17 protein-coding genes are annotated in these 19648 nt (G+C 67.4%); 14 read left to right on the top strand and 3 right to left on the bottom strand.

What is annotated here, in order from left to right:
- Together CM1CMNOD_RS07120 and CM1CMNOD_RS07125 are read left to right on the top strand one after the other, a co-directional pair.
- On the top strand, positions 1-707 hold a 707-nt coding region (locus CM1CMNOD_RS07120; RefSeq protein WP_131773910.1), incomplete at its 5' end, for a hypothetical protein.
- A 127-nt stretch (positions 708-834) separates the two neighbouring features.
- The gene (locus CM1CMNOD_RS07125; protein WP_431307076.1) at positions 835-2496 is read left to right on the top strand and encodes a N,N-dimethylformamidase beta subunit family domain-containing protein; all 1662 of its coding nucleotides are present in this window, start codon (positions 835-837) and stop codon (positions 2494-2496) included.
- A gap of 77 nt (positions 2497-2573) precedes the next feature.
- Here CM1CMNOD_RS07125 and CM1CMNOD_RS07130 read toward each other — a convergent pair whose 3' ends face one another.
- Positions 2574-3179 (bottom strand): TetR/AcrR family transcriptional regulator, encoded by a 606-nt coding sequence (locus CM1CMNOD_RS07130; RefSeq protein WP_013872995.1) that lies wholly within the window; start codon positions 3177-3179, stop codon positions 2574-2576.
- Positions 3180-3268: 89 nt separating this feature from the next.
- Between CM1CMNOD_RS07130 and CM1CMNOD_RS07135 the strand changes: the two genes are divergently transcribed.
- Both CM1CMNOD_RS07135 and CM1CMNOD_RS07140 read left to right on the top strand, forming a co-directional pair.
- On the top strand, positions 3269-4090 hold the full coding sequence (locus CM1CMNOD_RS07135; RefSeq protein ID WP_013872996.1) for an SDR family oxidoreductase: 822 nt from the start codon (positions 3269-3271) through the stop codon (positions 4088-4090).
- A 250-nt stretch (positions 4091-4340) separates the two neighbouring features.
- Complete coding sequence (locus tag CM1CMNOD_RS07140) at positions 4341-5303, top strand: aldo/keto reductase (protein ID WP_013872997.1); 963 nt, start codon at positions 4341-4343, stop codon at positions 5301-5303.
- 134 nt (positions 5304-5437) lie between these two features.
- Here the strand turns inward: CM1CMNOD_RS07140 and CM1CMNOD_RS07145 are convergent, their stop codons facing one another.
- Positions 5438-6376: a LysR family transcriptional regulator gene (locus tag CM1CMNOD_RS07145; protein WP_013872998.1), complete on the bottom strand. Its 939-nt coding sequence runs from the start codon at positions 6374-6376 to the stop codon at positions 5438-5440.
- Positions 6377-6496: 120 nt separating this feature from the next.
- On the opposite strand from CM1CMNOD_RS07145, the gene CM1CMNOD_RS07150 reads away from it, so the two are divergent.
- The 10 genes from CM1CMNOD_RS07150 to CM1CMNOD_RS07190 all read left to right on the top strand — a co-directional run bounded on the left by CM1CMNOD_RS07150 (position 6497) and on the right by CM1CMNOD_RS07190 (position 18370).
- Positions 6497-6862 carry a YybH family protein gene (locus CM1CMNOD_RS07150; protein WP_013872999.1) on the top strand — a complete coding sequence of 122 codons (366 nt, stop codon included), beginning with the start codon at positions 6497-6499 and terminating at the stop codon, positions 6860-6862.
- Between the two features lie 108 nt (positions 6863-6970).
- On the top strand, positions 6971-7096 hold the full coding sequence (locus CM1CMNOD_RS23570) for a hypothetical protein (protein WP_258165217.1): 126 nt from the start codon (positions 6971-6973) through the stop codon (positions 7094-7096).
- A gap of 342 nt (positions 7097-7438) precedes the next feature.
- Complete coding sequence (locus tag CM1CMNOD_RS07155; RefSeq protein ID WP_043603216.1) at positions 7439-8332, top strand: alpha/beta fold hydrolase; 894 nt, start codon at positions 7439-7441, stop codon at positions 8330-8332.
- A gap of 310 nt (positions 8333-8642) precedes the next feature.
- On the top strand, positions 8643-9125 hold the full coding sequence (locus CM1CMNOD_RS07160; RefSeq protein ID WP_013873001.1) for a MarR family winged helix-turn-helix transcriptional regulator: 483 nt from the start codon (positions 8643-8645) through the stop codon (positions 9123-9125).
- 305 nt (positions 9126-9430) lie between these two features.
- On the top strand, positions 9431-10528 hold the full coding sequence (locus CM1CMNOD_RS07165; protein WP_013873002.1) for an NAD(P)/FAD-dependent oxidoreductase: 1098 nt from the start codon (positions 9431-9433) through the stop codon (positions 10526-10528).
- A gap of 108 nt (positions 10529-10636) precedes the next feature.
- Positions 10637-11551: an LLM class flavin-dependent oxidoreductase gene (locus CM1CMNOD_RS07170; protein WP_013873003.1), complete on the top strand. Its 915-nt coding sequence runs from the start codon at positions 10637-10639 to the stop codon at positions 11549-11551.
- 675 nt (positions 11552-12226) lie between these two features.
- On the top strand, positions 12227-12568 hold the full coding sequence (locus tag CM1CMNOD_RS07175; RefSeq protein ID WP_013873004.1) for a carboxymuconolactone decarboxylase family protein: 342 nt from the start codon (positions 12227-12229) through the stop codon (positions 12566-12568).
- Between the two features lie 2048 nt (positions 12569-14616).
- On the top strand, positions 14617-15753 hold the full coding sequence (locus CM1CMNOD_RS07180; RefSeq protein ID WP_157490990.1) for a sugar ABC transporter substrate-binding protein: 1137 nt from the start codon (positions 14617-14619) through the stop codon (positions 15751-15753).
- Entirely contained in the window at positions 15750-17333 is a 1584-nt protein-coding gene (locus tag CM1CMNOD_RS07185) for a sugar ABC transporter ATP-binding protein (RefSeq protein WP_013873006.1), read from the top strand. Before CM1CMNOD_RS07180 ends, CM1CMNOD_RS07185 begins: the two co-directional genes overlap by 4 nt.
- The gene (locus CM1CMNOD_RS07190; protein WP_013873007.1) at positions 17330-18370 is read left to right on the top strand and encodes an ABC transporter permease; all 1041 of its coding nucleotides are present in this window, start codon (positions 17330-17332) and stop codon (positions 18368-18370) included. Before CM1CMNOD_RS07185 ends, CM1CMNOD_RS07190 begins: the two co-directional genes overlap by 4 nt.
- Positions 18371-18593: 223 nt before the next feature.
- Here CM1CMNOD_RS07190 and CM1CMNOD_RS07195 read toward each other — a convergent pair whose 3' ends face one another.
- Complete coding sequence (locus CM1CMNOD_RS07195) at positions 18594-19370, bottom strand: FadR/GntR family transcriptional regulator (protein ID WP_013873008.1); 777 nt, start codon at positions 19368-19370, stop codon at positions 18594-18596.
- Positions 19371-19648 lie beyond the last annotated feature (278 nt).

A 19648-nucleotide genomic window follows, 5' to 3' on the forward strand; every position in this document is an offset into this window, starting at 1 on the left:
CGACGATACTTTTCCTGATCTTCGTAATCACCCTTGTCGTGCAGCTCAGGTCCAGGCGTTACAATCCGTTCTTCTACTGGACGGTCATTCTTTCCACCAGTACGGCCGGCACCACGATGTCCGACTTCATGAACCGTGACTCCAGCGCGAAGTACCTGGCCAAAGGGGCCAGTTCGCTGGGTTGGGGGCCACAGGGCCTGGGGCTGGGATACCCCGTCGGCGCGGCGATTCTGGTCTCGTTGCTGGTCGCCATCTTCATAGTGTGGAAGCTCACCGGGCTGACGTTTTCAATTCGCAACATCGACACCTTCCGGTGGGAGATCCTGTTCTGGTCGGCCATCCTCGTCTCGAACACTCTCGGAACCTCCATGGGAGACTTCCTGTCCGACAGTTCAGGGCTCGGTTATGCCGACAGCGTCCTGCTCATCGTCGGGCTGCTCGGTCTGCTGCTCGCCCTCAGACATGCGTCCGCGGTATCGAACGTGACGCTGTTCTGGCTTGCCTTCGTGCTTACCCGCCCTCTCGGCGCCACCGCCGGTGACTTCCTCACCAAGCCGCTCGCCAAGGGCGGCCTCGACCTCGGGACTCCCGGGTCGTCGGCAGTCCTGCTCGCGGTCCTGTTCGGCCTCATGGCCCATGCCCACGTCCAGGAACGACGCAACGTCGTCGGATCCAACTCCGGCACCGTCGCGGCGAATGTCTCCTGACGGCTGGGCCCGCCATCACGGGTGGCCGACGACGGGTCCTGGACAGAACGGCCCCCGGCAGGGCGGCCCTCGGCCCGCTGGGCAGGCTCCGAGCGACAGCCACGAAAGCCGGCGTGACACTGGCGAGGTGACGTTGACACGGAGGGTCGACACAGCGGCTCGTCCGGTTCCCTGCCGTGGGCCGGCGGGGTGGCCGAGGCGACCGGCATCCATCCCGGTCGCGCTGACGGCGGCGCTCGTTTACATCGTCCTTCTCGGCGGGTGCGGCGGCGGCACACCGGCCGCGGACGGCCGGCGGGTGCCGGGCCGTGCCGTGAGCACCGCCGCCGGCCCAGTGGGTGGACCGCTGTCGGCGGCGGGCCCGGCCGGCGGGTTCGACGTCCACGCCGAGAACGCCAGACCCGGCAGCGACTGCGGTCTTGCCCGGCTCGGCTACAACCATGCGGTGGAGGGCTGGCTCGACCGCGCCAGCGTCCGGCCCGGGGACAGCGTCCGCCTGTTCGCCTCCACGACCGCTGCCTCGCTCAATGCCTCGGTGTTCCGGATCGGCTGGTACGGCGGTCGGACCTGCCGTCTGGTGGCCGAGGCCGGGCCTTTCCCCGGCCGGGTGCAGACTCCTGCCTCCCGCGACCCGAAGACGAACACGGTCACCACCTCCTGGCAGCCGACCACCACGTTCGACACGGGCGGCTGGCCGCCCGGCGCCTATCTGATCCGGCTGGACGACGCCGACGGGTTCCAGACGTATGTTCCGTTGACGGTCCGCGGCCCGACGACCGCCGGGCGGCTGGTGATGCTGAGCGCGGTCACCACCTGGCAGGCGTATAATGCCTGGGGCGGTTACAGCCTCTATCACGGCCCAAAGGGCTTTGATGACCGGGCCCGGGTCGTTTCGTTCGACCGGCCGTACGACTATGGTGACGGCGCGGCGGACTTCACCGGCAACGAGGCCCCCGTCATCATTCTCGCAGAAAAACTCGGCCTGCCCGTCGCGTATGCCACCGACATCGACCTGCATGCCGATCCGCGGCTGTTGGACGGCGCGCACGCGGTCATTTCCATGGGGCACGACGAGTACTACTCACCCGCGATGCGGGACGCGTTGACACGAGCCCGTGACCACGGGGTGAACCTCGCCTTTCTGGGGGCGAACGCGGTGTATCGCCGTATCCGGCTCGGGCCGACCGCCTCCGGGCCCGACCGGCTGGAAACCGCTTACAAGGTCGCCACCGAGGATCCGCTGTACGGTGTGAACGACTCCGCCGTGACCGCGAACTGGCCCGCCCCACCGGCGGCCGCTCCGGAGAGCGCGCTCACTGGCGGCATGTACCAGTGCAATCCGGTGCACGCCGACCTTGTCATCCAGGATCCCGCGCACTGGTTGTTCGCCGGCACGGGGGTGACCGCCGGTACCCGGATATCGGGAATGGTCGGGTCCGAATACGACCGGGTCGACCTTTCGTATCCGACACCATCGCGGATCGAGGTTCTCGCTCATTCACCGGTCGTCTGCCACGGCCGGCTCGACCACGCCGACATCAGCTACTACACGGCCGACTCGGGCGCGGGGGTGTTCGACTCGGGGACCAGCGCGTGGGTGTGCGCGGTGACCGACGTGTGCGGGCCCGGGGCGACCGGCCCGGCGGTGCGGAATTTCGCGACCACCGTCACAACCACGTTGTTGACGACGTTCGCGCAGGGTCCGGCCGGGCGGTTGCACCCGGGCGGGCGTTCCGTGCCGGCTGACGACGCTGGCGCGCCCGGCCCAAATACGGGCAACGAGCGTTAGAGCTGCCTGATGGGTGTTGGTCGATGCCGAGCGGTGATGCCGGCGTCGGCGAGGACCGCGTCGAACTGTCCGGCCGGTCACGGTGGTGTCAGGAGGTACCCGACGAGGGCGCGTTTGAGCTCGTTGGAGGCTTCGTGCCGGGAGGCCGCCGGAGCGGCGAGGATCATCGGCATCAGCGCCTGCACGATGTGGATGCAGACCTCGGCGGTTCGCGCCTGTTCGCGGGGTGTCAGTGTGGGGGCGATCGCGGCGACGATCTCCTCGGCGCGATCGCACATCGCGCTGTGCAGCGGTGCGGTGATCATGGCCAGGTCCGGGGCGACGCTGGCCCCGCTGAGCAGGGCTTTGGCGGCCGGATTCGCGACGTGGAACGCGACTAGCGCCGCCACCAACTGGTCGATCATCTTCGAGGTGGCGGCCGGGTCGCCCGGGCCGATGGCGAGGGCGTGGTCGTAGATGGCGTTCAGATCGTCGACGTAACGGGCGGTGAGGGCCTCGGCGATCGCCGGCTTGTTGGGGAAGAACTGGTAGAGCGAGCCGGGTGAGATCTTGGCGGCGGACGCGATCGCGTTGGTGGTCGTCGCGTCGTAGCCGGCCGCTGTGAACAGGGCCGCGGCGGCGTCGAGGATCGATGCGATGCGCCGTATGCCGCGGGCCTGGCGGCGGGGACCGTCCTCCGTCATCCGTGCTCCGTTGCCAAATACGAGCATCCGCTCGTATTCTGTGGATCGCGAGTGTTCGCTCGTATCCAGGATAGGCGAAGGGGTTCCCTGTGACCGTTGATCATGATCTTCTCGGCAGGACCGCGGTTGTGACCGGTGCGTCCAGCGGCATCGGCCGCGCCGTCGCCCAGCGTCTCGGCGAGGCGGGCGCCACCGTCTACCTCCACGGCCGCACCCGCGGGCCGATGGAGGCCACCAGCCTGGCGATCGAGGCGGCCGGCGGGCACGCCCACATCGCTACGTTCGACGTTCGTGACTCGGCGTCGTTGCGCGACCTGTTCAGCCAGGCGGCCACTGACACCGGCCGGTTGGACATCGTGGTGAACAACGCCGGCCTGGCCACCCGCGAACCGGTGCTGGCCGGCGACGACGAGACGTGGCGGGCGCTGTTCGAGGTCAACGTGATCGCGCTCCTGGTGGGTACCCAGGCCGCGGTCCAGCAGATGCGTCGGCTCGGGAACGGCGGCCACATCGTCAACGTCTCCTCGACCAGTGCGCTCGAGTCCGACGGCGGCGTCTACGGGGCCACCAAGAACGCCGTGAACCACCTGACCCGGGTGTTGCGAACCGAGCTCGAGGACGAGGACATCCGCGTCGCGACCGTCGCTCCCGGCCCCGTCGCGACCAACATCGTGCGCAACTGGGACCTGCAGACCGTCAAGGGCGTGGTCGCCTTCTCGGGCCTCGACGTCGACGTCAGGCCCGGCGAACGTCTTCCGGACGAGGTCCTCGACGCCGCCCAGGCCGCGCTCGAGCGGCTGATCGCCAAGCCGAGCGACATCGCCGAGGCCGTGCACTACATCGTCCGCCAGCCCCTGCGTCTCAACATCGCCGATCTCGTCATCCGCCCGGCCAAACAGCTCACCTTCTGATTCCGGCCGGCCGGGGACGGCCGGAATCACGGTTCGCACCGTGGTCGGCCACCATCGGAGGGATCGCGTCCGAACCCCTGCCAGTAACCTGTGACGGGGGTTCACCGTTTCCGCGGCAGGTGAGGGCAGTGCTGAAGCCTTACGCTCTCGGAGGCCCGAGTTCTTCGAACCACAGGGCAGCCCGCGGTTCGCCTCCACCCGGCAACGCTCGCGGGGGCCAGGCCGAGCATTCCATCAGGAGGGCACGGACATGCGGCAGCGCACTCTCGGTCAACAGGGTCTGGTCACCTCGGCCCTCGGGTACGGAGCGATGGGTATCTCGCTTGCCTACGGGCCTGGCGACGAGGGGGAGGGCATCGCGGCCATCCAACGCGCCTACGACCTGGGCATCACCTTCTTCGACACCGCCGAGCTCTACGGGTGGGGCGAGAACGAGAAGATCGTCGGCAGGGCCGTCGCCGGCTTCCGTGACGACATCGTGATCGCCACGAAGTTCGGCTTCACCCGCAGCTACGGCACGGACAGCCGGCCCGAACACATCCGCGAGGTCGTCGACAACAGCCTTCGCTACCTCGATGTCGACTACATCGACCTCCTCTACCAGCACCGGGTGGACCCCGACGTGCCCATCGAGGACGTGGCGGGCACCGTCGGGGAGTTCGTCCAGGCCGGCAAGGTGAAGTACTTCGGTCTCAGTGAGGCCGGGCCGCGGACCATCCGCAGAGCACACGCAGTGCAGCCGGTCTCCGCGCTGCAGACGGAGTACTCGCTCTTCGAGCGCGACGTCGAATCGATCTTCCCGACGTTGGCCGAGCTCGGCATCGGCTTCGTGCCCTACTCCCCGCTGGGCCGAGGGTTCCTCACCGACGCGGTGAAGCCCGCCGGGCAGTACGACCAGACCGACATGCGCAACGCCGACCCCCGCTGGCAGCCGGGCAACTTCGAGAAGAACGTCGAAGCGGTCCGTCAGCTCACCGAACTGGCCGCTGCCAAAGGCGCGTCCGTCGCCCAGCTGGCCCTGGCCTGGCTGCTCGCTCAGAGCGAGAATATCGTGCCCATTCCCGGGACGCGCAGCCCCCGGCGCGTCGAAGAGAACGCGCGCGCCACCAGCATCACACTCACCGAAGCGGACCTCACCAGAATTCGGGAAATTCTCCCCACCGGCGGTTTCGGCGCCCGCTACGCCCCAGGGCGAATACCCACCTGGACCTGATCCGAACCCTCGCGGACCTGGTGAAAACGCGGCGTGCCGCCGAATCACCCGCTGGCGGGGAGCTCCGAGGCCGGTGTCGAGACGGGGAGGGGCGTACAGCGCCGCCGAGGTGAACGAGCTGGTCGCGGCGGTGCTCAAGCGACGTGGGTGACATCCCTGTCGTCTTCGACGTGAACGTGCTGAGTCGGCTCCGGAGACGACTCGAAGGCCGCGTGACTGTGCCGGACGAGTTCCCGCAACGCGGGATTCTTCCCCGTCTTCCAGATCAGAGTCAGCAGGGCGGGGGAAAGGATGTCATCGACAGGTAAAACAGTCACGCCGTCGTGGCGGGTGGCAGCCATCGACTCGCTGAGGATCGCGACACCGAGCCCGCGAGCGGCAAGATCTGTGATGGCTCCCGGGGCGCTTGCCTGGAGCGTGATGGTCGGTTCTATTCCCACGGCCGAACATGCCTGGTCGAACACCGCACGGACTCCCGTTCCCGTGGGCAGGCACACGAGAGGGAAGGCTGCGATATCCGCCAGGAACGTCCGGGGACGCCCGGCGAGCGGATGATCGTTCGAAACGACCGCGACCAGCCGGTCACTGATGATCGGTAGCGTTTCCACGCCCTTCGGCGGGGCGCTGCCCGTGCCGACGAGGGCCATGTCGGCCATCCCGGTCCGCACGCTCTCGACGAGCCGGTCCGAACTGTCCTCGAACAGGGTGATCTCGACACCGGGATGGGCCGTGTGGAACGAGGCAAGCGCGTCGAACAGCGGAGCGACGGTGCAGGCCGTGACCATGCCGACCACGATCCGGCCCCGGATCAGGCCGTTCACGTCGTCCACCGCCTGCCGCAGAGCGTTGACCGACGCGAGCGCGTCACGGGCGTGTCTGAGCGCGGCCGCTCCGGCGGCGGTCACCGTGCACCGGCGGCCAGATCTGTCGAGGAGGACGGCCCCGAGCTCGTGTTCGAGCTGTCGGATCTGGGCACTGACGCCGGATTGGCTGATGTATACCCGCTCGGCCGCACGGGTGAAGTTCGCCTCCTCGGCGACCGCGACGAAGTATTCAAGCTGTCTGAGTTCCATATCTGTGGATTCTAGCTTCGAGCAGTGACAGATGTTGGACTTCTGGCGCCGGCTTGTGTTCACTGAAAGCGAGAGCTTCCGGCCTCGTATTGATATGAGCTCGTGTCGAAGGGAGCGTTTATGTCCGCCAAAGAGAAGGCACAAAAGCCAGAAGACCTTACGCGCCTGTTTGTGGAACGCGCCAACGAAGGGGACGCCGCGGGCCTTGCGGCGCTTTACGAGGAGGACGCGGTCATAGCCTACCCACCCGGCAGCCAGACGGTCGGCCGAGCCGCTATCCAGGCCCTGTGGGAGAAGATCCTGACCAACGTTCCCCGCTTCGAGCAGGAGCCGCCGCTGCCGACCCTCACAGCTGGCGACATCGCGCTCACATCCACCCTGGCCAGGGACGGCGCGGGCGCTCGCGCGCAGGTGGTCCGCCGGCAGCCCGACGGCAGTTGGCTCCGTCTGCTCGACCAGCCCGAGTTCGTCACACCGGCTCCATAGTGCAGGAACTGGTGCTGCCCGCTCCGATTCGACGCGCATGGGAGGAACGCGTCGACCTACGATGATTATCTGTTTGTGGCGTGCGGCGGCGCGGGTGTTCTTCGCGACATGATCGGAACCATCGGGCGGTTCACCGATGGCGACCTGTACCTGCGCTCGCCCCCGCACCGACGCCGGCCGGTTCGCTGGTTCTTCCACGGCTGGCGTCAGGAGATCCTCGCGGACGAGCCGTGAACGACTGCCTGATACAAACGACTGCCTGATACATCAGCCCGGTCATACCGGCTCTGCGGGGCACACGTTTTCTTTTGGTTGCGGCCGTCACGCTGGATGATCATATCTGCCGCTCTGGCCACGACGGGTCGTCTCCAGGGTTTCCTCCCGGAGCTACCTCGGACCGGTCAGGCCGTTTCCGGCCGTCCCACGAGCCGCGAGCCGGGCACGGGAAGAGCCCGCTGGCCGAAAAGCAGGGGCATTGAGAAGCCGGTTGTCGCTACTGTGGCAGAAGGGAGTTTCTGGCAGCCGGTTTCGGCGGGTGAGGTACGAGCCGGTGAAGCGTGCGGTGACGGAAGGACGATGGTGAGCGACGATCGTGACGAGTTCGCCTTTCTCGCCGAGGAGGCGGCGGAGGTGGGCGCCCCGGCCGGCCTTCTGGCGGTACGCCGCGTTGGTGTCACGACCGCGGCCGGCGCGGTCAGCGCGCTGCTCTGGGGTGACTCTCCGGATCTCACACTGCTGCACGGGGGCGGCCTGAACGCCCATACCTGGGACACGACGATCCTGGCGCTCGGCCGGCGGGCCCTCGCGGTGGACCTGCCGGGCCATGGTGACTCGGCATGGCGCGACGACTTCGACTACGCTCCGCGTCCGAATGCGCGGGCCGTGGCCACCGTCATCGACGCCGTCGCGCCGGGAACGCGGCATACCGTCGTCGGTCAGTCACTGGGAGGCGTCACCGCGATCGCCCTGGCCGAGTCGCGTCCAGATCTGGTCGAACGCCTGGTCATCGTGGATGTCAGCCCTGGGCTGCGCGCCGAGGATGCCACCCAGGTGGCCGACTTCCTCGCCGGGCCGCAGGTGTTCGGCTCCCGTGAGGAGATCGTGGAGAAGGCCCTCGCCGCCGGGATCGGATTCTCGCGGCGAGCGCTCGCCAGAGGCGTCGCGCTCAACACCCGGGTGCGCGACGACGGCACGATCGTGTTCAAGCACCATCTCGCCGACCCTCCTCCCGGCGCACGGCTGAACATCGACTTCCGCTACCTGTGGCCGGCCCTGGAGAACACGACCGTCCCGGTGCTCCTGGTCCACGGCACGCACGGGTTCCTCACGCCGGAGACGGTCGGCGAGTTCCGCTCCCGTGTCCCACGGGCCGAGATCGTGGAGATCGAGGCGGGCCACAACATCCAGGAGCATCAGCCGGCCGCGTTGGCCGCCGCGCTCGCCAGCTTCCTGACCGGGTCGGCAGCCTGAGCTGCCGCTGCCGCTGCCGCTGCCGCTGTTGGTGTTGGCCAATATCGCCTGCCAGTTCGTCCGGCTCGGGATCGCCATGTACGGGGGATGGTGCGTCCACGGTGTGTGGTTCACGGGTGCGGCTGCTTCGCGGAGGGGCGGACGGAGGCCGGCCAGGCGTGCCGTGCCGTCAGCGAATATGTGTCGGGTGACCGGCAGGTAGGGCCGGGTCCCGGTGGCGTGCGGCGGGACGGGCGGGTGTCATTCCGTGCACAGCGCCAGATAGTTCGCTTCACGAATTATATCGATACCCGGATGTTATCCTGGTCGCGTGGGTAAGCAGGATTATGGTCCGATCGGGATTGCGACCGCGCTGGTGCGGTCCTCGTTTCTGGTGAATGCCGTGTACGCCGAGTCGAGCCGGGAGCATGGCCTCACCCCCCAGCAGGGGCAGTTGCTGTGCGTGCTGATGGCACAGCCGTACGGCATGGGCGAACTGGGCGCGATACTGGGGCTGGCCAAGTCGAGCCTCACCGGCCTGGTGGACCGCACTGAGCGCAACGGTCTGGTTCAGCGCGAACCGAACCCGCAGGACTCGCGTGCGGTGCGGGTCGGGCTCACCCCGCAGGGCGGCAGGCTCGTACGGGAGTTCTATGCCGAGACCTGCCGGCGGATCGAGAAGCTGTCGGCGGGACTCGGCGCCAATGACCGCGACACGCTCGCCAGCCTGCTCGGTCGCGTCGTGCTGGACAACAAGGTTCCGATGGTCTTCATAGAACCGGACGAAGGAGCCCCCGCCGCTCGCAGGTACTGACCCGGGCTGTTCGCGACAGCGGCCAGGTGGTTCCCGCGATGTTGGAAGAAGCTTCTCCGCATGTGGAGCCGGCGCCCACCCGGCGCGACAGGCGGAGGAGCCGGCCGGCCCCGGACCCGCAAACGAACATCAACACGAACGTCAGCGAAGGCTGGTGGCCGGATCGGAGGATCTCGCGGCCACGGCGTGACGTCGAGGCCAGGTCCACGATGCCGAGCCCGGCGGGACAGGGGTTGCAGTTCGTACTACGAACTATTATCGTTCGTAGTACGAACTAAAATTTCTGTCCGTAGGAGCGTGAAATCATGGGTCGTACCGTTGCGGTCATCGGCGGAGGTTACGGGGGTTCAGCCGTCGCCAAAGCGCTGGACTCCGATGCCGACATCGTCCTCATTGATCCCCGGGACGCGTTCGTCAACTCGGCGGCCTCGCTACGCGCGCTGGCTCGGCCCGACTGGGCACCGAACCTGTTCTTTTCCTTCGACACGCTGCTCACGCGGGGCACGGTGATCCGCGACCGCGCGGTCTCAGCGGACCCGGTCGGCGTCACCCTGACCTCAGGCCGGCGTGTCGAGGCGGACTATCTGGTTCTGGCCTCCGGCTCCAGCTACCCCTACCCGGCCAAGCCCAACGCCGGCTCCACCGCCACCGGCGAGGCGCTGGACGACCTCCGCCAGACCCACAAGGAACTGATCGACGCCGAGAGGGTGCTGATCGTCGGTGCCGGGCCGGTCGGTCTGGAGCTGGCCGGGGAGATCAAGGAGGTCTGGCCGCACAAGCATGTGATCATCGTCGACCCGGCTGAGCGGCTTCTGCCCGGCTTCCAGCCGGAGGTACGCCAGGACCTGCACCGCCAGCTCGACGAGCTGGACATCCAGCTGCGGCTGGGCACCGGCCTGGCAGCGCCGCCGACGACCGAGCCCGGCCAGGCCGGGACCTTCACCGTCACCACCACCGGCCGTGACGAGATCACCGCCGACATCTGGTTCCGCGCCTACGGCGTGCGGGTCAACAGCGACTACCTTGCTGACGGCCGGCTCACGCCCCGCACACCGCAGGGACAGGTCCCCGTCACCGAGACCCTCAACGTCCACGGGCACGATCATGTCTACGCGATCGGCGACATCACCGATGTCGCCGAGGCCAAGATGGCCGGGTACGCGATGCGGCACGCCGAGGTCGTGGCGCGGAACATCATCTCTCAACTGCGCGGCGAACAGCCCACGGCCGTCTACCGGCCCCTGCCCTATCCCATGATCCTGCTCCCGCTCGGTCGGCGTGGCGGTGTCGGCCAACTGCCCACACCCGATGGTCCGGCTGCCGTCCCGGCTACGACGGTCGCCGAGTACAAGGGTGCCGACCTGTTCACAGGCCGCTTCGCGAAACAGTTCGGTATCGCCTGAACCTGTCCCGTAACTGGTGAGCCATGTGAATCCGTAGCGCTTCATCACCGTCGCCCGGGCTTCGGTCCGGCGGGTTCACCGGCAGCCTCACGAATGAAAGGCAGGGCAGTGTCCATACAAGAGGTCGTCTTCGGGTTCGGCGCGCACAGCGGCATCGACGACGTGCCGGAGCTGCTGCGGGCGGCTCAACAGGCCGACCGTGACGGGCTTGACATCTTCTCGCTGTCGGACCATCCTTACGTCGGCGACCGACTGGACGCGTACGCCTCCGTCGGATTCATCCTCGGACGTACGCGGCGGATCTCAGGCCTCGTCAACGTCACCAACTTGCCGACCCGGCCCGCTCCCATGCTCGCGCGGACGGTGACGTCGCTGTCTGCGCTTTCCGGCGGTCGCATCGTGCTCGGGATGGGCGTGGGCGGGCTGTGGGATCGGATCTCCGACATGGGAGTGCCACGGCTCTCACCGGGCGATGCGGTGGACGCCTTCGAGGAGGCGATCGTCCTGGTCAGGCTGTTGTCGGGTGGCGGTCCGGCGGTCACCTATCGGGGCAGGCACTATCAGGTGGACCAGATCGAGCCGGCGCCGGTGGCCGTGCCTGACGTGTGGACCGGATCGGTCGGCCCGAAATCCCTGGCCGCGACCGGCCGGGTGGCCGACGGCTGGATTCCCGGCCATGCGGCGGACTGGCGCAGCGAGCGATACCGGGTGTCGCGGCCGGTTATCGACGAAGCAGCGGCTGCCGTGGGTCGCGATCCGCGCGAGATCCGCACGGTCTTCAATTTCCCCGGACGCATCACCGACCGGCCGCTGGCCGCCACGCGTGATCACACCGGTCGCTGGATCGGTGGTTCCGTAGGCCAGTGGGTCGAGGAACTGACCGAGGCCGTGCTGGAGCATGGCGCGACCGGCTTCGTGCTCTTCTCGGCCAGCGGCGGTGCGCAGGATGTCGTCTCCCTCGGCCGCTGGGCCAGCGAGATCGTCCCGGCCGTACGCGAAGCGATCGCGAAGGGAAACGACTGAAAAGCTGTTCCGTCGATGTGTGGTTGGTAAGCGCCGGCCCCGAGCAGGCCGGTGAGCCTTGCCCGTAGCCGCTGGCTGCGGGGCGTTGTCCGCAACAGCGTGTGTCCGTGATGGTCGTCAGGTGATGCGGCGCTGCTCGGCGTGGAGGGTGGTGGCCCGTCCGCCGTCCGCGTATGGCATGCCGTCGTATCACCGCAACACCTCGGACGAGTCCGAGCGCCGCGTTGTCGACCACCTGCGCGAGTACGGGACGATCTCCAGTCAGACGGTCCAGAACCTGCTTCTCGTCGGCATCCAACAGGCGAGCGTCGTCCTCCGGTCGCTCGCCGAGCGGGGAGTGATCCAACGGACGGCGGACTCCCCGACCCGGAGGCCGAGCGTCCGCTACGAACCGGGCTCAGCATTCCCCACCAGGAAGCGGCGGCACTGGCCAGAATCGTCCCGTCGCCGCTTTTTATATCCTGAAACGGGCGGAGCCGGGACGGCGGCTGAGCGGTCGGGAAGATCCCGTCGCCTGGTTGGCCATGATCCGGGAATTTACAGAGTTTTCGTGTCATCCGATCGAAAACATGACTCGATCCGTTCGAGTTCCCGTGTTTTGCGGGCTGCCCATGGGGTAGAGGGCGCTCAGGTGCGAATATCGCTGAAACGTCAATAACCAGGAGGAGCGAACAAATGGTGACACAGACCCCTGAGCGGACACTCGGCGCGATCGCGCAAGGCGATTCCCCGGTGCTTGAAGAGCTCGTTCAGATGCATCTGGACACGCTGGAGAGGTCGGGCCTCGACGAACGTACCTACCACCTTGTCCGGCTGGCCGCGCTCGTCGCCATGGATTCGGCGCCCGTCTCCTACCTGATGAATCTCGCCGTTGCCCGGGACGCCGGGCTGACCGCCGCCGACGCCCAGGGTGTGTGTACCGCCATCGCACCGATCGTCGGGAGCGCCAGGGTCGTGTCGGCGGCCGGGAGCGTACTGCGCGCACTGGGATTCGAGGAGGCTCTTCCGAATAATTAAAGTCCGAATAATTAAAGTCCTTGGTAAGGAGCTGCTTCGTTCGTGTGCTCGATCGGCATCGACGCTCCTCGCCAGGGACGGCCGCTCACCAGGGTGAAGTGGATTACGAAGCAGCTCGCGGACGCAAGTGATAATCTGCGGGTCGAATCTTTCGAGCAGGGGTCGCGCGGGAGGCTACTCGAGCCGAGCTCCTTGCTCTGGTCCGGCAGAAGCCGGAGATTCTGATCGCTGGTTCGGACTGCGACATTCGAGTCTTTCGTATTTCCTTGAGCGCGCGTCCCGGCACGAAACGCGGTGCCGGAAAGAGCGCATTTGTCACATCGGTGGTGGAAACGTTGGAGAAGTTCTACGAAGAGGTGGTACAGAACCTGTGCGAATGGCGTGACTCCACTGATCCCGGCTCGGTGTCAGATAGTGCTGCCGGTATCTCGGCGGGAAAAAGATAGCATCCACCGCACGAGTGGACGCGCTGTATTCTCTGAGGGGATGGTCGGTGTTCGGGGTCCCGAACACCGACCATCCCTGCTCGTCTTTGTTATCTCGTGGTGGCAGCGCCCCGCGGACCAACCCGTCCTCTGGCCGGCTGTCTCGAGCAGTTCTGCTGGGCGCCGCAGGGCCTGATCGCGCCTGATGCTCGGTTGGCCAGGTGGGCTGATCGTCCGTGTGGGCGCTCTTGTCCGATGGTCATGATGTCGGTCAACTTTCCGGGTCTGCTGTGGGCAGGCGGGTCTGGCCCACAGCAGACCCGGTACCACCCGATGGTCCGGGAGGAGATCGCCGGATCGCTCTTGTCAAAAGGCGGTCGACCGGGTCCCTTCGGCACCTTGCTGTATGGGTGTCACCTGAAAGATGATCTTCATATTCATGATCCGGAATGACTCTGAGGCGGCGCCGTCTCGGTTGTGGATCGTGGGATCGGTCGTCGGTGTCAAAGAGTTGACAGTGCGGAGAGTGACCGGGGCTGGAGAGTGGTCCGCACCGAGGGATGGTCGGTGTCGGAGAGTAGTCGGCGCTGGGAAGTCCTTGGTTTCGGAAAGTAGCCGATGTGATCAACTTCATTGTCGACAGCATCCTGCGGCAGGCTGGCGGATAGTACTGAGTCAGCATCTGGATGCGCCACGTCGAGCATGGCCCCGGCGTCCGCCCGACTGGTCGATGATCGTCGGTCGCCCGCAAATACCCCTTGCATTGTGTATGCATTATGCCTAGTCTTCCGGACGTAACGAAGGTCACACATCGGGTCTGACCTGCACATCGGCTGCCAGTCGGCATCAGAACTTGGAGAAGCGGTTGTCGCCCGATCGTGTTGTCGGACTCGCCACTGCCAGGTCGGTGCATGCCGACGGCCGTGGTCATGGCGTCATCGATGGCTTGCCCATCGCGCCGCGGTGCCCCTGGGGGGAGGAGGTGCCTGATGTGCTGGATGATCGGCGCGCAAGCAGCGCCCGTCCGCACGCTACTGGACGCGACGGATCCCGATCCGGTCCCGGTCTAGCCGGATCCGTGGTGTCGTCCTGGCCATGCCGCCGGTCGCCGGCTCCGGGCCGGTGCGCCATGGGACGCGGTCACGGCAGGGCGCGATCACGCCCCGCCATGGGACGGCCGTGGTCGCGGGGCCCGGGCCGGTGCGGCCGCGGACTGCCCGCCACAGCGAACTGAATGCATGACCGGCTGACCGGCGCTCCCGCTGCGGCTGTCCGCGGGTGACAAGCCGTTTTCGGTGAGTAGAACGCGAAATTCCGAACACCGACTGATCACCGGCCGTACGCCGACCGTGTGTCCGGGTAGCCCAGTTGTCCGCCAGCGGATCGCGACCATGCCACGGCGACCCGCACCGTAGCGATCTGCGCCAATAGCGACCCGTGCCGTATCGAACCGTGCCGTAGCGAGGTGCCGGCACCCGTCCGAAGTCGACGCTGGCGACCTGTCGTCAGCGACGTCGACCACCCAGGGTCGACCACCCAGAAAGGTGAGCCGCAGAAATGCCGACGACCCATAGCGCATGTATCGGAGAACCCACCGGCAGATCACGCTGGTCCGCCGGTCGTATGCGTTTACGTCTCATGCTGGTCGCCTGCGTCGCGTTGGCCACGGCTGCCACCGCCTGTGGCAGCTCGTCCTCGGACGACAACCCCGCACCGTCCGGCGGCTCCTCGTCGGTGGCCGCGGGCAGCGAGGTCGAAAGGGCCAACGCCTTCATCAAGCCCTATCTCACGCCGCCGACGAAGATCTCCATCGCCGCGCCGCTGAACTCCGCGCCGGAGGCGGGCAAGACGCTGGTGTACCTGCAGTGCGAGCAGCCGCAGTGCCAGGTGGTGGGTGTTGGCGTGCAGGCCGCCGCGGAGGCCGCGGGCTGGCAGTTCAGGAGCATCCCCTTCCAGTCGACGAACCCGTCCACGCTGACCGCTGGCCTCACGCAGGCGCTGCGGTACAACCCCGTCGCGGTGTCCGTCGTCGCCGAGCCGTACCCGTTGTGGTCGAGCAGCGTCCCGCAGTACCAGCAGGCCGGCGTCCCGCTCATCCCCGTGTTCGTCGGCCCCACGGACAACAACCCGACGCTCATCGCCAACGTCTCGAACCCCGACTATTCAGCGCTGCAGGGCCAGCTGTTGTCAGCCTGGTTCATCGCGGACTCGAACGCCCAGGGGAAGGTGCTGTCGGTGAGCATCCCCGACTATCCGTACCTCGGGGCGGTGTCGGCCGGGTTCGAGGCCGCTGTTGCCAAGGACTGCTCCAAGTGTGAAGTGACCAAGATCAAGGTTGGTGTCCCGGACGTGGGCAGCGGCGCGATCAACAGCACCATTGTCTCGGCGCTGCGCAAGGATCCCTCCATCAAGTACGTCGTTGTCTCGAACGTCGCGTTCGTCCACCCGCTGCCCGCCGCGCTGAGCGCCGCCGGCCTGAGCGGCAAGGTCAAGATTGCGGGTTGCTGTGGAACCAAGACGGACGAGGAAGGTCTGAAGACCGGGCAGTTCGCGGCGGTCACCGGCACCGGCGCGTACTATGCGGGCTGGCTCGTCGTCGACGCGGCGCTGCGCCACTCCCAGGGCCTGCCGATTCCCCCGGAGTCGGGTTTCCCCTCGCTTGGCCTGCTGACGAAGGACAACCTGGTCCAGCCGACCGACAGCTATGACCAGCCGGCGGACTACGCAGACCAGTTCAAGGCCCTGTGGAAGCTTCGGTGAGTGCACGATCTGAGTCCGTCGCGGATCGCGAGCCGTCTGCGCTCGCGATCCGCGACGTCTCCAAGACGTTCTTCGGCAACGCGGCCCTGTCCGGCGTCGACATCGACGTCGCCACCGGTGAGGTCCACGCGCTGCTGGGTGAGAACGGTTCGGGCAAGTCCACGATCATCAAGATCATGGCGGGGTATCACCGGCCCGACCCGGGCGGTGAGATCCTCGTTGCCGGCCGTGCCCTGGAGCCGGGCTCGCCGGACTCCGCATATGCCCTTGGCTGCCGGTTCGTCCACCAGGACCTGGGCCTGATCGACTCCCGTTCGATCGCCGACAACCTCGCGCTGGTTGCCGGGTTCCCGCTGAAGTGGGGCACCGTCCGGGACGGGGAGTTGCGGCGTATCGCACGTCGGGACCTCGCCCGCGTCGGGCTGGATCTCGATCCGGATCTCCTGGTCGGTGCGCTCTCGCCCGCCGAGCGCACGGGTGTCGCGGTGGCCCGCGCGCTTCGGGAGGACGCGTCCGCGCCGCCGGTGTCGCTGCTGGTGCTCGACGAGCCGACAGCCACTCTGCCCGACGCGGAGGTGCAGCATCTGCTGTCGATGGTGCGCACGGTGGCGAACCGCGGGGTCGGGGTTCTCTACGTGACACACCGGCTGGAAGAGGTCTTCCAGGTAGCCACGACGATCACCGTGCTCCGGGACGGCCACCGGGTGGCCCGGGTCCCGGTCTCCTCGGTGAGCCGGGCGGAGCTGATCTCCCTGCTCGTCGGCACGGAGTTCGACGACGTCCACCGGGTGTCGGCCGAACTGCCGGTGGAGCACGACGAGCCGCTGCTGGTCGCCGACGCGGTCTCGGCCGCCCCGATCGACCGGATCTCGCTGGAGATACGGGCGGGTGACGTTGTCGGGATCGCCGGAATCACCGGCTCCGGGCGGGAGAGCCTGCTGTCGGTCCTGTTCGGGGCCCATCCCAGACAGGCCGGCACGGTCCGCGTCGAGCAGACGAGCCTGCCGCCGTCACGGCCTGATCTGGCGATGAGGGCCGGCGTCGCGTTCCTCCCCCCGGACCGCAAGACACAGGGCGGCTTCCTCGACCTGAGCGTGCGGGAGAACATGACGATCAGCGATCTCGGGCCGTTCTGGCGTCGCCTGCGGCTGTCGCGGCGCCAGGAGAAGACCGAGGTGACGAGCTGGATCGAGCGGCTGAGCGTCAGGCCGCCGGCCGCCGAGGCGCCGCTGTCCTCCCTCAGCGGCGGCAACCAGCAGAAGGTCCTGTTCGCGAAGTGGTTACGCCGTTCACCGAAGGTGTTTCTGCTGGACGAGCCGACGCAGGGCGTGGACATCGGCGCCAAGGCGGAGCTGCACCTGGAGATCCTGGAGGCCGCGAGAGCCGGTGCCGGCGTCGTCGTCAGCTCGTCGGACACCGACGAACTCGCGGCGCTGTGCCACCGGGTGCTGGTCCTGCGCGAAGGGCGGATCGTGACGTCCCTGGCCGGCAGCGCTGTCACGGCGGCGGCAATTTCACACGCGTGCCTCGGAGCAGACCTCGGGGCGGGCGTCGGAGTGGACGATGGGGGGATTTCATGAGCGCGACAGACGGGCGCAGGTTCAGCTTCGGTCTGCAGAGCTACAGCGGGCTCTACCTGTGGGCGACGTTCATCATCGTGTTCGGGGTCTGGAAACCGGATCTCTTCCTGACGAGTGCCACGTTGCACTCGGTGGCCGCCGCTCAGGCGGTGTCGGCGATGCTGGCCCTCGGCCTGCTCATCCCGCTCACCGCCGGTGTGTACGACCTGTCGGTCGGCGCGGTGACCAACGTGTCGGCGGTGCTCGTGGTCACCCTGCAGACCGTGCACGGCGTGAGCATGGGCCCGGCGATTCTCGCGGCGATCGCCACGTCGGCCGCGATCGGGACGGCGTCCGGGTTCATCGTCGTCAAGCTGAAGGTCAACTCCTTTGTCGCCACGCTCGGTATGGCGACCGTCGTCGCCGCCATCCAGACGATCATTTCGGGTGGGACGCAGCCGTTCCCGCCGTCCGGTTCGGCGTGGACCAGCTTCACCCAGCAGACCGTGCTCGGTTTCCAGATCATCGTCCTCTACATGCTCATACTGGCGTTCGTCGTCTGGTGGGTTCTCGACCACACACCGGTGGGTCGCTACCTGTACGCGATCGGGGGCAGTTCGGAGGCCGCGCGGCTGACCGGGATCAGCGTGGGCCGCTGGACGTGGCTGTCGCTGATAGCGTCTTCCACCATCGCCGGAACCGCTGGGATCTTCTACGCGTCCCTGTCCGGGCCGTCCCTGACCTTCGGTCAGGCCCTGCTGCTGCCGGCGTTCGCCGCGGTCTTCCTCGGCTCGACACAGTTGCGGCCCGGCCGGTTCAACGTCTGGGGCACGCTGCTGGCCGTCTATGTGCTCGCCACCGGCGTGCAGGGCCTGCAGTTCGTCACCGGAGTCCAGTGGCTCAACGACATGTTCAACGGTGTCGCTCTGCTCGCCGCGGTGTCCTTCGCGGTCTGGCGGCAGGGGGCGAAGGGCCGGCGTCGTGAGCGTGCGACAGCCACCGACACACAGGCCGAGCACCCTGTCGACGCGGACGTCAAACAGCCGGTCGGGTCCTGACGTCCCAGGTGCCGCGACACCCGGCCGTCATGGCAGCCGGATGCCATGACGGCCGGATGCGCCATGACGACGGGTGGTGTGACGACCGGAGGCCCCGGAGAACTCTGGGACGGCGTAGGGCGCGACGCGACCGGTCGCGATCTGTCGCGACAGGTGATGCGTCCCCGGCGAGACCGGGAACAAAGCCGTGCTGAATGCCCGTGCCGTCCACCGGTCCCCGGCGCTATCCGGTCATCTTGGCCATCGGAGCGCGCGTGCCAACGGCGGAGATTTTTCTGATATCCGGGGACCGATGCGGATCGTTGGTTCGAATCAGGTCGTCGTTGTGGAGTTTCATCGCCCTCTCGAACGCGAAGCGATTGCGGGTGCGGATCGCCTCGATGATGTCGGAGTGCACGTTCAGGCTGTGCCGGAGCATCGGTTCGTGGCCGTCGATGAACGTCGCTCGGCTCAGCGTCGCCTCGAGCAGGGCCATCACGCTCTGGTGCATGCCGTCCAGCACCGGGATCCGCGCGGCGGTGACCAGCGCGCGGTGCATGCGCATGGTGCCCTTGACGTAGCTGCGTGCGTCCCGGGCTGAGGCCATGCGGTCGTAGGCGTCCTGGATCGCGTCGACGTCACCGGCGGTCGCGCGGTCGAAGGCGACGGCAGCCAGACCGGCCTCCAGATGCATCCGGGCCTCGAACAACTGGAGGGGATGGGTACCGGAGTCGTGAAACCACAGATCCATCGCCCCCAGCCGGACCTGTGGGGGCAGGCTGGCGACGAAGATGCCGCCGCCGGCGCCCGGACGTACACCCACCAGGCCCCGGTTGCGCAGGATCCGCAGGGTTTCGTTCATGACCGTCGGACTGATGCCGAACCGTTCCATGAACTCGGCGCGCCGACCGAGGTGCGCGCCGACGGGCAGCCGTACCTCGAGGATCTCGTCCTCGATGTCCGCGGCCACCTGCTCGGCGCGCGATTTGCGAGCAGCCGAATCAGGTCGTCGTCTGGCCACGGGAACCTCTCCTCGGACGTGGCGATGTACCGCTCGAGCAGCTGATGTAAAGGACAAAATTATATACACAATATCTTATGTCAGGGGAGGCCTCCGCGCACCTGAGGAGCGGGAATGAAGCGCCTATATGCTACGTAAACCCGTTTCGGCGGCGGTGCGCGGCCGCGTGGGGCGCGCCATCCGGAGGAGCTTCGGGTCTGCCCCGTGGGAGGTCCCGTGGGAGGTTCTGCGGGGGCCGAGGCGGGGTCGAGGCGGGGGGCCGAGCCGGGCCAGGGTCG

The organism is Protofrankia symbiont of Coriaria myrtifolia, assembly GCF_900634755.1.
GTDB classification, from domain to species: domain Bacteria; phylum Actinomycetota; class Actinomycetes; order Frankiales; family Frankiaceae; genus Protofrankia; species Protofrankia coriariae.

Coding starts and splice junctions, on each gene's coding strand:
- CM1CMNOD_RS07130 (WP_013872995.1), bottom strand. CDS start 3,179: ATGACGGAGGACGGTCCCCGCCGCCAGGCCCGCGGCATACGGCGCATC.
- CM1CMNOD_RS07140 (WP_013872997.1), top strand. CDS start 4,341: ATGCGGCAGCGCACTCTCGGTCAACAGGGTCTGGTCACCTCGGCCCTC.
- CM1CMNOD_RS07145 (WP_013872998.1), bottom strand. CDS start 6,376: ATGGAACTCAGACAGCTTGAATACTTCGTCGCGGTCGCCGAGGAGGCG.
- CM1CMNOD_RS07150 (WP_013872999.1), top strand. CDS start 6,497: ATGTCCGCCAAAGAGAAGGCACAAAAGCCAGAAGACCTTACGCGCCTG.
- CM1CMNOD_RS23570 (WP_258165217.1), top strand. CDS start 6,971: ATGATCGGAACCATCGGGCGGTTCACCGATGGCGACCTGTACCTGCGC.
- CM1CMNOD_RS07155 (WP_043603216.1), top strand. CDS start 7,439: ATGGTGAGCGACGATCGTGACGAGTTCGCCTTTCTCGCCGAGGAGGCG.
- CM1CMNOD_RS07165 (WP_013873002.1), top strand. CDS start 9,431: ATGGGTCGTACCGTTGCGGTCATCGGCGGAGGTTACGGGGGTTCAGCC.
- CM1CMNOD_RS07175 (WP_013873004.1), top strand. CDS start 12,227: ATGGTGACACAGACCCCTGAGCGGACACTCGGCGCGATCGCGCAAGGC.
- CM1CMNOD_RS07180 (WP_157490990.1), top strand. CDS start 14,617: ATGCGTTTACGTCTCATGCTGGTCGCCTGCGTCGCGTTGGCCACGGCT.
- CM1CMNOD_RS07190 (WP_013873007.1), top strand. CDS start 17,330: ATGAGCGCGACAGACGGGCGCAGGTTCAGCTTCGGTCTGCAGAGCTAC.